General features: G+C 63.6%; 11 protein-coding genes and 1 pseudogene. 7 read left to right on the forward strand and 5 right to left on the reverse strand.

Features of this window, described 5'->3' with window-relative positions; genetic code table 11:
* Nucleotides 1-9 precede the first annotated feature (9 nt).
* From N5A93_RS03940 to N5A93_RS03960, 5 genes are all read right to left on the reverse strand, one after another.
* Nucleotides 10-2,283, reverse strand: a complete 2,274-nt coding sequence (locus N5A93_RS03940; RefSeq protein WP_268953758.1) for an HAD-IIIC family phosphatase — start codon at nt 2,281-2,283, stop codon at nt 10-12.
* On the reverse strand, nt 2,280-2,978 hold the full coding sequence (gene pseF / locus N5A93_RS03945; protein ID WP_268953759.1) for a pseudaminic acid cytidylyltransferase: 699 nt from the start codon (nt 2,976-2,978) through the stop codon (nt 2,280-2,282). The genes N5A93_RS03940 and pseF overlap by 4 nt, the downstream gene beginning before the upstream one ends.
* A gap of 37 nt (nt 2,979-3,015) precedes the next feature.
* The gene (gene pseC, locus N5A93_RS03950) at nt 3,016-4,194 is read right to left on the reverse strand and encodes a UDP-4-amino-4,6-dideoxy-N-acetyl-beta-L-altrosamine transaminase (RefSeq protein ID WP_268953760.1); all 1,179 of its coding nucleotides are present in this window, start codon (nt 4,192-4,194) and stop codon (nt 3,016-3,018) included.
* Complete coding sequence (pseB, locus tag N5A93_RS03955; RefSeq protein ID WP_268953761.1) at nt 4,191-5,201, reverse strand: UDP-N-acetylglucosamine 4,6-dehydratase (inverting); 1,011 nt, start codon at nt 5,199-5,201, stop codon at nt 4,191-4,193. Before pseB ends, pseC begins: the two co-directional genes overlap by 4 nt.
* 72 nt (nt 5,202-5,273) lie before the next feature.
* Nucleotides 5,274-6,410 (reverse strand): DUF6716 putative glycosyltransferase, encoded by a 1,137-nt coding sequence (locus N5A93_RS03960; protein WP_268953762.1) that lies wholly within the window; start codon nt 6,408-6,410, stop codon nt 5,274-5,276.
* A gap of 353 nt (nt 6,411-6,763) precedes the next feature.
* Between N5A93_RS03960 and N5A93_RS03965 the strand changes: the two genes are divergently transcribed.
* From N5A93_RS03965 to N5A93_RS03995, 7 genes and pseudogenes are all read left to right on the forward strand, one after another.
* The gene (locus tag N5A93_RS03965) at nt 6,764-7,969 is read left to right on the forward strand and encodes an acylneuraminate cytidylyltransferase (protein WP_268953763.1); all 1,206 of its coding nucleotides are present in this window, start codon (nt 6,764-6,766) and stop codon (nt 7,967-7,969) included.
* Nucleotides 7,966-8,766 (forward strand): alpha-2,3-sialyltransferase, encoded by an 801-nt coding sequence (locus N5A93_RS03970; RefSeq protein WP_268953764.1) that lies wholly within the window; start codon nt 7,966-7,968, stop codon nt 8,764-8,766. Before N5A93_RS03965 ends, N5A93_RS03970 begins: the two co-directional genes overlap by 4 nt.
* Nucleotides 8,766-9,851, forward strand: a pseudogene (locus tag N5A93_RS03975) (AGE family epimerase/isomerase). The gene N5A93_RS03970 and the pseudogene N5A93_RS03975 overlap by 1 nt, the downstream one beginning before the upstream one ends.
* Before the next feature lie 85 nt (nt 9,852-9,936).
* Nucleotides 9,937-10,659, forward strand: coding sequence for a monofunctional biosynthetic peptidoglycan transglycosylase (gene mtgA / locus N5A93_RS03980; RefSeq protein ID WP_268953765.1), 723 nt, complete (start codon nt 9,937-9,939; stop codon nt 10,657-10,659).
* A 60-nt stretch (nt 10,660-10,719) separates the two neighbouring features.
* Nucleotides 10,720-11,385, forward strand: coding sequence for an FtsZ-binding protein FzlA (gene fzlA / locus N5A93_RS03985; protein ID WP_268953766.1), 666 nt, complete (start codon nt 10,720-10,722; stop codon nt 11,383-11,385).
* A 39-nt stretch (nt 11,386-11,424) separates the two neighbouring features.
* The gene (gene queG, locus N5A93_RS03990; protein ID WP_268953767.1) at nt 11,425-12,474 is read left to right on the forward strand and encodes a tRNA epoxyqueuosine(34) reductase QueG; all 1,050 of its coding nucleotides are present in this window, start codon (nt 11,425-11,427) and stop codon (nt 12,472-12,474) included.
* Nucleotides 12,475-12,522: 48 nt separating this feature from the next.
* Entirely contained in the window at nt 12,523-14,526 is a 2,004-nt protein-coding gene (locus N5A93_RS03995) for a hydantoinase/oxoprolinase N-terminal domain-containing protein (protein WP_268953768.1), read from the forward strand.
* The last annotated feature ends 28 nt before the right edge of the window (nt 14,527-14,554 follow it).

Genomic DNA, 14,554 nt, shown 5'->3' on the forward strand with positions numbered 1-14,554 from the left:
CCTCGTAAACTACACGCTTGAGATGTATTCGAACCAATCCGGAAACGCCACAGGCTTGTCGAGCGCGCACGCGAAGACTCCGTCCGGCTGCGCGGCAAAATCGTGGCGGGCATAGACATCGCGGCAAGGTTGGTTGCGCTCGGTTTCGACAATCGGGCCAAGCAGCGTGGCGCAGCCGCGCGCCAAGGCGCGACGGCATATCTCGGCCAGGATCGCCGTCTCGACGCCGCGTCCGAGGACCCGACAAGACATGACGAAATTCTCGATGCGGGCCGCATCGGGGACCGTGGCCCCATAGGTCACGACCAGCGCCGCGATCACCTCGTCCGAGCCGAATTTGTCTTTGATCCGAACAGTCAGGATATCACCGTTTTCGGCCCGAATAGTATCTAATTTCTGTTCTGAATACCGGATCGTCGTGGTGTTGAACTGATTGGTCTTGGCAAACAGCTGCAGCGCCCGCGCGCGGGTGGCGTCGCGCATGGTGGCGATCTCGATCTTCATGCCGAGTTTGCGCAGAAAGCTCTGTTTGTCGGGTGCGCTTTGCTCGACTTGCAGGATCTGCTGGCGAATCCTGTATTTCGTGGCGCGATCCCTGTCCTGATCCAGCAGTTGCAGTGCGCAAAGTGCGGGGTGGCTGGCAAGGAAGCCGGGCCATTGCGCCACGTCGGCGGGCATTTCGGGGACAATCACACCGGGCAGGTTCTGGCGCACTTCCTCGCGTTCCATCGGGTTGTCGTCGATGAACATGAGCGATCCGGGGCCAAGGTCGATCTCGGCGGCGATCTCGGCGATGTTGGCGGATTTCGCAGACCAGTTGATCCGGTGGGTCAGAAGGTCACTTTCGCACAGGACCATGTCGGGATGATCGCGGAACGCGGCCAGTGCGGTGTTTTCGGTATTCTTGCTGCAAAGCGTCAGGACAAGGCCGCGCCCGGAGAGGGATTTCACGAAATGCTGAAAGGCGGTGAACTGGTTGCCGGGGTAATCGCTGCCAAGCTGGATGCCGAAGGTGCCGTCATCGCCGATCACGCCGCCCCAGAGCGTATTGTCGAGATCGAGTACCAAAGCCCGCGCCGTCAGCCCGTGCAGCGCCATCAGCGCGCCGGTCAGCAGGCGGTGATAGGCCGGGGTGAAGCGCGGGCCATAGGGAAAACGGCCCATTAGCCAGTACTTGCCCGAATCCGCGGCGTCATGGCCGATCTGTTCAATGATTCGTGACACCGGCAGAAGCGTGCAATCGGCCAGTTCGGTGCAGGTTTGCGCCAGTTCGCGGTTCATCCGGTCGATGGCGGCGTTCAGCGGGCCTTGCCGGGCGGTCATGTCATTCAGGCTTTGCACATGCGGACGCACCAGATGCAGGTCATGGACCAGGAAATGCCCGCCATACATTTCGCGCAAGCGGCGGATATCATCCAAGTAGACGTCAAAGCGGCTTTCCATCTCTGAGATCGCGGTTTCTGTGGCGGGTGTCAGGGGCGGCAGGAAGTCCTCGGCCCGGTCGCAGAACACAAGGTAGTCGGGCGGGTTTTCCGCCATATCAGAGCCGGGTGTGAGCAGCTCCAGGACCCCCTGCCCGAACGGGGGCACATGCGTCTTCAGGCGCAGAGGGCAATGAGCCTCGATGCTGCCCGACAGATTGGCGGCGACCTCGTCCCAGTTGGCTGCCCCGATGAACGCGAGCCGGGGAAGTTGAGGCGGATGGGGATCATCGGGCAGGTTGATGGCGGTGATCTGCGGCGCAATCAGATGGTCCTTGCAGCTGTCATAGGTATCGCGGTTGAGACGTTTGACCACAAGATCGTGTTCAACAGCGTTGGCGAAATCATCGGATGGCAGGGTCTCGAAGCCGAACCTGTCATGCAGCATCAGCACGGGCGTATTGGTTGCGCGCGTTTCGCATAGCAGCCAGCGCAGGTTGAGACGTTCGAACGCGTAGCGCAGCGCGATGCTTTCCACCGTCAACCAGATGGTCAGTTCATCGTGATCGGGTGCGGTCTGGTCGGTAAGGTAGAAACCCCACCATGCCGAGCCATCGCTGGTTATGTCGAAGAAATTGAGAACGGCGACCGGCGTGGCGCCGAAACAGAGCAGAAAGACACGTCTGGCCGGATCGGATTTCGTCTTGTCCCACCAGATCATATGCGTCTCGGGCGGTATCTCGTCCTGGTTAATCATCGAGGCGCGCACATGCGGCTGGTTGCGCCAGCGCCTGATATCCTCCTTGTCGCTATCGACCGCGATCCGCAGTGTGAACTGTTCGAGATTCTGATCGAGTCTCATGACGGGGACTCCTGTGAGGCGATGCGGCCGGCCATCAGCGCCCGCGCGATGTCGATATCGGCGGGCAGGTCGATGTCGATGGCCTCGGCCGGGGACAGAGCGATACCGCGCGTGCGGCTGTTCCAGACGGTCTTGCCGTCAAGCCACGCCTGACGGCGCCCGAACACGAATTGCGCCGCGTCATGCAGGCGTGGCGGCAGATCCTGCGTGCGGGTGCGGGCATGTTCGGGGGCGATCATGCGGACGATGCCGCCTTCGAGCGCGACGGCGCGTTGCGGAGGATGCGGAAAGGGAAGGAGCGACATCACGAAATCTTCGCCTTGCGCGGCCTGCCCGGCCAGATCGGCGGCCCGCGCGAGGGTCGCGGGCTCAAGCAGGAGCGCGGTCGCGTAGATCATGCAGATCCAGTCATGACGCTGATCGGTGGTCTGGGCGAAATTGCGCATCACCACATCGAGCGGCGTATGATCATCCGACAGATCCGGCGGACGCAGGCCCGGTACATCGGCGCCGGCGGCTTTTGCGATACCGGCAATGCTGGGGCAATCGGTGCTGACCACGACCTCGTCGAAGGCGTTCGAAGTCAGCGCGTTGGAAATCGTCCATGCGATCATCGGACGACCGCAGATATCCGCGATGTTCTTCTGTGGAACGCGCTTTGACCCTGCCCTTGCCGGAATGACGGCGATTGCCATGATGCACCTATGTCTTTGTTGGCCGGATGCGCCTGCCCTAGGACAACCCGAGTGTCCCGAGGCCGTTGCGCAGGCTTTCGATGACGCGGGATTGTTCCTGCCTGGTGAGTTGCGGATGCAGCGGAAGCGACAGCGCGCCCTCGTAATAGGACTCGGCCTCGGGGCAGTGCCCGTCGCTAAAGCCGAGCCCGCGGTAATAGGGCTGCGTGTGGATCGGGATGTAGTGGACGTTCACGCCGATTCCGTCCTTGCGCAGCATGTCAAAGAGGCGCAGGCGCAGCGAGGCGCGTTCAGGCAGCGCCGGGTCAAGCTGCACGGGATAGAGATGCAGCGCCGAGCGGTTCGCGGTTTCACGCTGCTGTAGGCGCAGGGGCAGCTCTTCAAGCGCCTCGTCATAGCGCCTGGCGCGGTGATGGCGCTGTTTGACGAAACGGTCCAGACGCTCGATCTGGCTGGCGCCGAGCGCGGCTTGCAGGTCTGTCATGCGGTAATTCAGGCCCAGATCAAGCTGCTGGTAATACCAGGGTCCGTGGCCGTCACTGGTCATGCTTCCGGGATCGCGGGTGACACCATGACTTCGCAGCATCTGAAGGCGGGCCGCCAACGCATCGTCGCGCGTGGTGACGATGCCGCCTTCGGCGGTGGTGATGATCTTGACCGGGTGAAAGGAAAATACGCAGGCATCCGAGAATCTGCAATCGCCGACCGGGGCGCCCTCATAACTGGCGCCAATCGCGTGAGAGGCGTCTTCGATCACGTGAAAGCCGTATTCATCGGACAGCGCATGGATCGCGCGCATGTCGCAAGATTGCCCGCCGAAATGCACCGGCATCACGATATGGGGCAGCGTCCCGTCGCGGCGCGCTTGTTCGAGCATGTCGCTGAGGCGCGTCGCACAGAGATTGAGGGTCGCCGGGTCGATATCCACGAAATCCACATCCGCGCCGCAAAGCCGGCCTGCATTGGCCGAGGCAACGAAGCTGTTGGGCGAGGTCCAGAGGCGCTTGCCGGGGCCGAGCCCCAGCCCAAGACAGGCGATATGCAGCGCCGAGGTGGCGCTGTTGACGGCAATGGCATTGGGTACCTTGCAGGTGGCGCGCAAGGCTTGTTCAAAGCGCGGCACCGCCGGCCCCTGGGTCAGGAAATCAGAATGCAGGACATCGACGACCGCGGCGACATCCTTGTCGCTGATCGACTGACGCCCATAGGGTATCACCGCCCGAACCCTGTTTCGTTCAGCAGAGCGACGATTTCCCGGTGATTCAGGAACACCGGATTGTTGCCGGAATTGTATTCGAATTCAGGCCCGACCGGCGCGCCGGTTTCGCCCAGGCGGGTGGTGGCGAAATCGACCCCGGCGTCGTTGAACTTGATGGTCGGGGTGATCGAGAAGAAATCCTGGAACTGGACGGTCTGGTGCGCGTCCTCTTCGGGGCACATGACCTCGTGCAGTTTTTCGCCGGGGCGGATGCCGACGACACGGTGTTCGAGATCGGGGGCCATTGCCTGTGCCAGATCGGTGATCCGCGTGCTGGGGATGCGGGGCACGAAAATTTCGCCGCCCCACATGCGCTCGAACGCCTTGACCACGAAATCAACGCCCTGATCGAGCGTGATCCAGAATCGGGTCATGCGGTCATCGGTGATCGGCAGGAAATTGGCGCCTCCCTCGATCATGCGGTGAAAGAAGGGGATGACCGAACCGCGTGACCCCACCACGTTGCCATATCGCACCACGGCAAAGCGGGTGCGATTTTCTCCGACCGTGTTGTTGGCCGATACGAACAGCTTGTCCGAGACCAGTTTCGTTGCGCCGTAGAGGTTGATCGGTTTAGCGGCCTTGTCGGTGGACAGGGCGACAACTTTCTCGACACCTTGGTCGATGGCCGCGCGGATGACGTTCTCGGCGCCGGTGATGTTGGTGCGGATGCACTCGATCGGGTTGTATTCGGCTGCGGGCACCTGTTTGAGCGCGGCTGCATGAACGACGAAATCGACCTTCTCCATCGCTTCGGTCATGCGCCGCCCGTCGCGTACATCGCCGATGAAATAGCGCAGGCGGGATTCGTCGGGGAATCTTTGCTGCATCTCGTATTGCTTGAGTTCGTCGCGGCTGTAGACGATGACGGCGGAGGGGGAATAGTCGGCAAGCAGGGTCGAGATGAAACGATTGCCGAAGGACCCGGTGCCGCCGGTCACGAGGATGCGTTTGTTGTCGAACATGTCTTACCCGGAACAATCATTAACTGCGCCGGTCCTATCACCAATGCGATAGTATTAAAACCGTAAATCAGGTTAAGGTTGCGTTGCTGTCCGAGACTTCTTGTCATGTGCGGCCGCAGGGCGCGCAGGCGCGTTGAGCATGCTGATGACGCGCAGCACATCCGCCCCCAGATCCGGGGGGCAGAACATCCGTGACAGCCAGCCTGGATCGGGCGGTGAGAAGCGCAGGTGCAGCAGATCGTCCAGTGGCCGGATCAGGTTGCTGTCCGCAAACAGGCGCTGCATCGGCGCGACCAGCGGGTCGAGCGACCGGTCAAGATAATCGAGATGAATGATCGTGGCCACCCCCTCGCGCACGAGGTCGATCGCGGCGGTCGAGGTGCAGGTGATCCCCAGCGCCGCGTTGCGCATCGCCTCGTCCATGGTGCAGGCGGTCAGTTTCAGGTTCGCGGGCAGATCGGGGGAATGTTCTGCAAGCGAAGGATAGTCATGCCTTTCGCGGTGCAGGTGGCGGGTATTCTCGTTGGGAAGGTGGCGCAGCTTGATCCAGACCGTGCGATCCGGATTGCGCCGCGCTATGGCGGCCATGACCTTGAGCATGTGCATCCGCCCGCGCGCGGTCGAGGGGCTGAGCGCCTGGGTGAAGAAATAGATGTCGCCTTTCTCGGGGAGGGTGGCGGTCGGCGTCTTTTGCGGATGCAGGAAGGCGGGGTGGCCGAAGCCGACATGCGGCCATGCCGGGATCTCGGGTGTCGCGGGGCGGACCTCGGTGGCGTGGAACCTGTCGCAGGCACTGCGCGGAAACAGGTAGACCGCATCGCAATTGCGCCGGTTGCGCATGCCGCGATGCGGAAAGAAATCGAGCCCGCCCAGAAATGCGATGACACGTGCGCGTCCTGCTTTCTGGCGGTTGAGCGCCTTGGATAGCATGAAATCCAGATGACCGTAGACGCGGCTTGTCACAATGGCGTCGTAATGGCCTCCCATCAGCGCCTCGGTCAGGGCGGGTTTGTCCAGGATCTCATAGCGGCCGTCGGGAAGAAACTGGCGCAGCTGGCGGTCCGAAAGGGCCGTCTCGGGCAGGTAGGCGCCCATGACGATCTCGGAAGGTGCGTCGGCGTTACGCAGAAGGCCGCGCATCCGTGCGGCAAAGATCAGGGTCGAATCGTCCGAAAAGAGAAGCAGTATGCGAGGGGCGCGTCTGGTCATGGGCGTTTGCCCGTTTCCGCTTCGAAGCGGGCAAGAACTGCCCGCTGCGCGCGGTTGTGGCGCCGGTTGGTCCGTGACCAATAGGCCACATTCGCGCCATCATGGCGCAACAGCCGGACGAGGGCGCGCAGCGGCAAACCCAACAGGGAGTTTCGCGAAAGGCGATAGATCCTCTGAACCAGAAAGGTTTTCTTAAGGTTCTTGATCATTAATCTACTCAGGAGATACAACTTAAGAGATGTATATATCTACGTCACTCTCTTGTAAATTGGGCTGGATTCACCTAAGCCAGTGCATTGTGTGATCAGTTCTGTTCATCGGTTCGCGGCGGCGCGCTGCTTTGGTAGGGTATCATGAACACGGGGATTTCCACCGCTGCGCAACTGCAAACCGCCTGCATCGTGCTGGCGCGTGGCGGCTCCAAAGGGGTTGTCGGCAAGAATCTCCGGCGCATCGACGGGGTGTCGCTGATTGCCCGTTCTGTGCGGGCGGGGGTGGCGGCGCCATCCGTGGGCAATGTTTATGTCTCCACCGACGATCCCCTCATTGCCCTCGAGGCACGCGAGCACGGTGCGCATGTCATCGAGCGGCCCGCCGAACTTGCCGGGGACAGCGCCAGTTCCGAAACGGGTTGGCTGCATGCGCTGACGACCCTGTGCCGTGACATGCCGGGGCTGAAACGTCTGGTATTTCTGCAATGCACTTCGCCCTTCACCACCGGCGATGATATCGAGGCGTGCCTTGCCGCGATGCAGGATCAGGGCGCGGATTGCGCGCTTTCGGTGATCGAGGATCATTCGTTTCTGTGGCATCGCGATGCGCAGGGGTTCGGTATCGGCACCAATCACGCCCATAACCAGCCGCGCCAGCGGCGCCAGGATCTTGCGCCTTCATTCCGCGAAAGCGGCGCGATCTATTGCGTCGATGCTGCGGCGTTTGCCCGAACTGGCCATCGGTTTTGCGGCAAGGTCGCGCTCTGCCAACTGAGCCATCCCCCGGTCGAGATCGACAGCGAGGACGATCTGGCGCTGTGCAACGCGATTGCCCGGCAACGGGGCGGTGCGCCGATCGGGGTTGGCCGGCTAAGGCGGGTGCGCGCGATCGTGATGGATTTCGACGGTGTGCATACCGACAACCTTGTCACCATGGACGAGAACGGCGTCGAAAGCGTGCGCGTCTCGCGCGGTGACGGGCTGGGCCTGTCGATGCTGCGCGAGGCGGGTGCGTGGCGCATGCTGATCCTGTCCAAGGAACGCAACCCGGTGGTGACGCGCCGTGCCGCCAAGCTGAAGCTGCCGGTGATGCAAGCTGTGGATGACAAGCCGGGCGCGCTGCGCACTTGGCTGGCGGATCACGGGCTTGAGCAAAGCGCGCTGCTTTATGTGGGCAATGACGTGAACGACAAGGCGGCGATGCTGGCGGCGGGGCTGTCGGCCTGCCCCAGTGACAGCCACCCCGACATCCTGGCCATAGCCGACTGGGTCCTGCCGCAACCGGGTGGCGCGGGCGCGCTTCGGGCGATCGCGGATGCGCTTCTGGCGGCGGGGCTTGCGCGTTGAGCGCGCCCTTGGCCGTCGTGGGCGGAAACGGCCCGTCGCTGGAAAGGATTGCGCCAGGGCGTGTTCTGGCCGGGGACACGGTGTTTCGGACCAACAATTTCTTTTTCGAGCCCCGGCATTTTCTGGGTCGGCAGGTGGATATGGCGGTGATGGCAGGCGACCCTCGTGTCGCGCCCTTCATGTTCGAAACACTGTGGCGTTGCCGGCATGACTATGACCTGCGCGCGTGGACCAGCCACAACCCGGCGGTGATTCGTGCCGGACGCCGGCGATTCAAGTCTCTGTTCCGGCCCATGGGCTATCGGGACGCACATGTCGGGAAGGTCGTGGACAGCCTCGTCGCACACCATCAGCGCAAGCCGATGACAGGCACATATGCCGTGCTGATGGCGCATGGCCTCGGGATGGACCGTATCGTTCTGGCCGGACTCGACCTTTATGGCGCAACTCAGCGCTATATCTATCGCCCCGGTCCGCAATGCCGTGCCCTTATGGGTCAGGATCTTGGCCAGAGGGGCGCGGATGAAAGGCTGCACGCGCCGGATCTTGATCGCGCCATCCTCGAGGCGTTGATGCAGCGTGGCGATGTCAGCCTGTCGCGTGCAAGCGATGACACGATGCTTGATGACCTGCTGCCGCTGGCGCCTTCGCGCGAGGGGGCGACATTTGCGGCAACGCCCCGGCGGGCGCCAACGGATTGGGCGGCGCGCAGCGGGCTTTACGACATTCGGATGCTGCGTGCATTGCGCCATGTGCGCGGCTGGGCACGCAATCGCAAACAAGGGCGGGGTGGATGATGCTGATCTCAGGGATCGCCGCTGATTACGCCCATTGGCTTGAGGAGGCCGCTTATCCGCTCTGGTCTGGCCGGGGGATCGACCCGGCCACCGGCATTGTCTGGGAGGGGCTGGATCATGCCGGGCGGCCGCTCTTTGGCAGTGATCGCAGGTTGCGCGTGCTGGCCCGTCAGGCCTATTGCTTTGTCACCAGCGGCCAGCCCGCGCTTGTTGATCTGGGTGAACGCCAGTTCCGTCATGCGATGGATCACGGGTTCTGCCCGCAAAGCGGACGGTTGGCGGCGCGTTTCGACAATCGCCTGAATATCCGCAGCGCGCCGCACGATCTGTACGATCTGGCATTCATGCTTCTGGCGGCTTCGGCGCTGCTGCCGCTGGGCCGCTTGCGCGCGGGTGATCTGCCCCGGCTGGAATTCGCGCTTGCCGCTCTGAAGGCGCCGCGCGGCTGGTTCGAAACCGCGCAGCGTGTCCTGCCGCGTCGCCAGAACCCGCATATGCATCTCTTTGAGGCCGCAACCGAGCTTTACCACGTCACCGGCGCGCCGCGGTTCCTGACGATCGCCAAGGAATGCTAGGATCTCTTCTCGACCCTGTTTCTGCAGAATGACGGCCGGATACTGGAGTATTTCGACGCGGATTTCCGCCCCGTGACCGGGGCGCAGCAATCGGTCGAGCCCGGTCATATGGCCGAATGGATCTATCTTCTGCACCGCTATCAGCAGGTGACGGGCAGGTCGCCGGGGGCTGTTCCCGAGCGCCTGTTTGCCGCGCTGGCGCCCCGAAAGACAGCGGCGGGTTTTCTGCCTGATCGCGCGGACCCGCCTGTCGCCACCCGCCGCCTGTGGCCACAGCTGGAATACCTGCGTGCAGCAGTGGTCATGCGCCAGCGTGGCCACGCCCTTGCCGCGCAGGACGCGCCCGAAGCGATGATGGAGCGGATCGCACGGGATTACCTGAACCGCGCCGTGCCGGGCGGCTGGTTCGATACATGCGACGACGCTGGCGCGGTGATTTCGTCCACGATGCCCGCCTCGACGCTTTACCATCTGCAGCCAGCGATCCGGTCGCTCGTCGAGGCGGTCTGACCCCGCGCCGTCAAGGCCCCGTTTTCAGTGCTCTGCGCGGCGTTTCGCTTTACCGGGGGCGGCGCTCCTGTCTATAGCTGGAAAGATGGCAAAGAGCAGATCGACAAAGGCATCGCGCAGGGCCGCATCGGGTTTCCGCCCGGTGCGGGGGCTTCGTCGCTGGAGCGTCAGGCTGAGCCTGATCGCGGGGGTGATCGTGGCCGGCACCGTGGCGGCGCACCGCGAAATCGACCCGCCGCGCAGCTTCTACATGGGGCAGGAGGCGCGACGGCTGGGTGGTATCGACCATCTCTGGGTGCCGCTCGATGCGATGGCTCCCGAGATGGCGCGCTCGGTCGTGGCGGCCGAGGATGCGAATTTCTGCCTGCATTGGGGCTTTGACATGCAGGCCATCCGCACCGCGATCGAGGCGGGCAGTAACCGTGGGGCATCGACCCTCAGCCAGCAGGTGGTGAAGAATGTCTATCTCTGGCATGGGCGCAGCTGGCCGCGAAAGGCGCTCGAGGCCGCGATCACGCCCATAGTCGAGATCATGTGGCCCAAGCGGCGCATCATCGAGGTGTATCTGAACGTGGCCGAGTTCGACGAGGGTGTGTTCGGCGTTGCCGCCGCCGCGCGGCATTATTTCGGCGTCGCCCCATCCGAGCTGAGCGCGGTGCAGGCCGCGCGGCTGGCTGCGGTCTTGCCCGACCCCAAGGGGAGATCGGCCTCGCAACCCAGTGTCTGGCTGCGCAAGCGCGCAGCAGGGATCATGGACGGGGCGGCAACGATCGACCGGGACGGGCGCACGAACTGTTTCGAGGATTGAAAACCCGACCCATTCACGGCATGGAGGGGTATTCAGAATACGAACAGGTTCTCTCGAGACATGGCCAAGCTATATCACGTTCCTTTGTCGCCGTTCTGTCGCAAGGTGCGGCTGAGCCTGGCGGAGAAGAAGATCGAATGCGAGTTGATCGAGGAACGCTACTGGGAAAAGGATCCCGATTTCCTGCGGCGCAACCCGGCCGGCAAGGTGCCGGTGCTCAAGCTCGATGCCATGACCATGGCGGAAAGCGGCGCGATCTGCGAGTATATCGAAGAGAAGTACCCCGACCCGGTGCTGATGCCCAGGGCCCCCGAAGCGCGTTACGAGGTGCGCAGGCTGGTTTCGTGGTTCGATGACAAGTTCCATTCCGAAGTCACCTCGAAACTGCTTTACGAGCGGGTCAACAAGAAGGTCATGGGGCTCGGCTTTCCCGACAGCACCAATGTCAAGGCGGGCGCCAAGGCGATCAAGTATCACCTAGATTACATGACCTGGCTGCTGGACCGTCGCCGCTGGCTGGCGGGTGATGCGATGACGTTGGCTGATTTCGCCGCCGCCGCGCATATCAGCGCGCTCGATTATATCAGCGATGTGGACTGGACGCGCAGCGAGACCGTCAAGGATTGGTATGCCAAGATCAAGTCGCGCCCGGCCTTTCGCGGCATTCTGGCCGATCAGGTGCCGGGATTCCCGCCGCCCGCGCATTATGCCGACCTCGATTTCTGAAGCCGGGGGCATTGGCCCCGCGCCCGGCGCGTTACAGTCATGGATATGCTGAAGGACAAGCTGATCGCTCGGGCCCGGGCCGAAGGCTTCGACATGGCCCGGATCTGCCGCCCCTGGGACGTGCGCCATGTGCCGCCCCGCCTGAAGGCGTTTCTGGACAAGGGCTATCACGGGCAGATGGGCTGGCTGGCCGAGCGCAGCCATTGGCGCGGCGACCCAGCGGCCTTGTGGCCCGAGGCGCGCTCGGTGATCGTGCTGGGCGAAAGCTATACGCCTGACGGCGACCCGCGCGCGACGCTGGCGCAAGGGGATGTCGGGACAGTCTCTGTTTATGCCCGAAACAAGGATTACCACGATATCGTCAAGAAGCGGCTCAAGCGGCTGGCGCGGTGGCTGATCGCCGAGGCGGGCGGCGAAGTGAAGGTGTTCGTCGATACCGCACCGGTGCCGGAAAAGCCGCTGGGGCAGGCTGCGGGCCTTGGATGGCAGGGCAAGCACACAAACCTTGTCAGCCGCGATCTGGGAAGCTGGTTCTTTATCGGCTCGGTCTTTACCACGCTCGACCTCGAAGCCGACATGGCCGAGAGCGATCATTGCGGGTCGTGCCGGGCCTGTCTTGATGTCTGTCCGACCGATGCCTTTCCCGCGCCCTATCAGCTGGACGCGCGGCGCTGCATTTCCTACCTGACCATCGAGCACAAAGGCCCGGTCGATCCAGAACTGCGCCCGTTGATGGGCAACCGGATCTATGGTTGCGACGATTGCCTTGCCGTCTGCCCCTGGAACAAGTTCGCGCAGGAGGCAAGCGAGGCGCGCTATCACGCGCGGGATGATCTTCAGGCCCCCAAGCTGGCCGAACTGGCGGCGCTTAATGATGCCGGTTTCCGCGCGATGTTCTCGGGCTCGCCGATCAAGCGGATCGGGCGCGACCGCTTTGTGCGCAATGTCCTTTATGCCATCGGCAATTCCGCCGACCCGTCGCTGCGCGATGTGGCGCAGGGTTTGCGCGACGATCCCGACGAAACCGTCGCCGATGCGGCCCGCTGGGCTGTGATGCGACTGGCGCATGACGCAAACGGGATGGATTGAACGCGAAAACCCGCTAAACCGCCATTGAAGCAGGCAAGGGGCAGGCGGATGGCGTTGTTGTTGGGTGTGGATACGGGCGGAACCTATACCGATGCCGTTCTGATCGGGCATGATGAACGCGAGATCATCGCGCAGGCCAAGGCGCTGACCACCCGCCACGATCTGGCCGAGGGGATCGGCGCGGCGATTGCCGCCGTCCTTGAGCAGAGCGGCGCCGCCCCCGAAGAGATCGGGCTGGCGTCGCTGTCCACCACGCTCGCGACCAATGCGCTGGTCGAAGGTCAGGGCGCGCGCGCGGGCCTTGTCTATATCGGGTTCGGCGAGAATGACCTTGCGGCGCATGGGCTGAACGAGGCGCTTGCGGGCGATCCGGCTTTGGTTCTGGCAGGCGGTCACAGCCATGCCGGGGTCGAAGCCGCACCGTTGGACGAAACCGCGCTTTGCGCATGGTTAGAGACTGTTTCAGGCATATCCGCCTTTGCCGTGGCGTCGCAATTCGCCACCCGCAACCCGGCGCATGAACTGCGCGCCGCCCAGATCATCCGTGGCGTCACCGCGCGGCCCGTTTCCTGTTCGCATGACCTGTCGGCGCGGCTCAACGGGCCGAAACGGGCGCTGACGGCGCTGCTCAACGCGCGACTCATCGGGATGATCGCGCGGCTGATCGACCGGGCCGAAGGCACGTTGCGCGCGCATGGCATCACCGCGCCGATGATGGTGGTGCGCGGCGACGGCGCGCTGATCTCGGCCCGGCAGGCGCGCGAAAAACCCATCGAGACCATCCTGAGCGGCCCCGCCGCCAGTATCGTGGGGGCGCGCTGGCTGACGGGCGCGGATCATGCGCTGGTATCGGATATCGGCGGCACCACCACCGATGTGGCGGTGTTGCGCGATGGCAAGCCGTTGATCGACCCGGCTGGCGCGCGGGTCGGCCCGTGGCGCACCATGGTCGAGGCGGTGGCGATGCGCACCACCGGGCTGGGTGGCGACAGCGAGGTGCATATCCGCGACGAGGGGCTGAAAGGCGGTCTGGTGCTGGGGCCGCAGCGGCTCGTTCCGGTCAGCCTCATGGCGTGGGAAGCACCCAAGGTGGTGCATGACGCGCTCGACGACCAACTTCGCCGCACGGTGCCCGGCGAGCATGACGCCCGTTTCGTTCGCGCGGTGCGTGGTGCTGAGACCGACGCCCTCTCAGGGCGCGAGGCCGAGCTGTTGGACAGGATCGGCGCGCAGGTCAGGCCCCTTGGCGTGGTGCTGCGCACGCGGCTGGACGGTCAGGTGTTGCGGCGGCTGGTGGCGCGCGGGTTTGTGCAGCTTTCGGGGGTCACGCCCTCGGATGCGAGCCATGTTCTGGGGCAGCTTGACAGCTGGGACGCAGAAGCCGCTCAGAAGGCGCTGGCGCTGACCGGGCGCAAGCGCCTGGGGGATGGGAACATGCTGTCGCCAAACCCGCTGCTTCTTGCGCAGATGATCGTTGAATGCCTGACATATCAGACCGGTTTCGCCTTGTTAGAGGCTGCTTTTGCCGAAGAGGATGATGATTTCGGCCTGCCCCCCGAAGAGCTGTCGCGCCATGTGCTGATGCAGAAGGGGCTGGCCGGGCATCGCGGGTTGGTGCGGCTGGAAACCGGGCTGAACGTGCCGGTTGTCGGGCTGGGCGCGTCGGCCGCCAGCTATTACCCTGCCGTGGGCGAGCGACTGGGATGCAGGATGATCCTGCCGGAACATGCCGGTGTCGCCAATGCCATCGGCGCCGTGGTCGGGCGTGTCATGATCCGGCGCAGCGGCACGGTCACCTCGCCCGATCAGGGCAAGTACCGCGTTCACCTTGAAACCGGACCCGAGGATTACCCGGCCCCCGAGGCCGCGATGCACGCGCTTCAGGCCGCGCTTGAGGCCGAGGCACGCAGTCAGGCGATCGCTGCGGGAGCCGAGGATATCCATATCGAGGCCAGCCGCCAGTTGCGCAGCGCCGAGGCCGAGGGGCGCGAGGTGTTTCTCGAGGCCGAGATCACCGTCGAAGCCACCGGACGCCCGCGAATCGCGCTTTGAGCCGCTCAAACCCAGACAACCCTTTTAT

Origin of the sequence: Roseovarius salincola, assembly GCF_026891095.1 — a bacterium.
Lineage (GTDB): Bacteria > Pseudomonadota > Alphaproteobacteria > Rhodobacterales > Rhodobacteraceae > Roseovarius > Roseovarius salincola.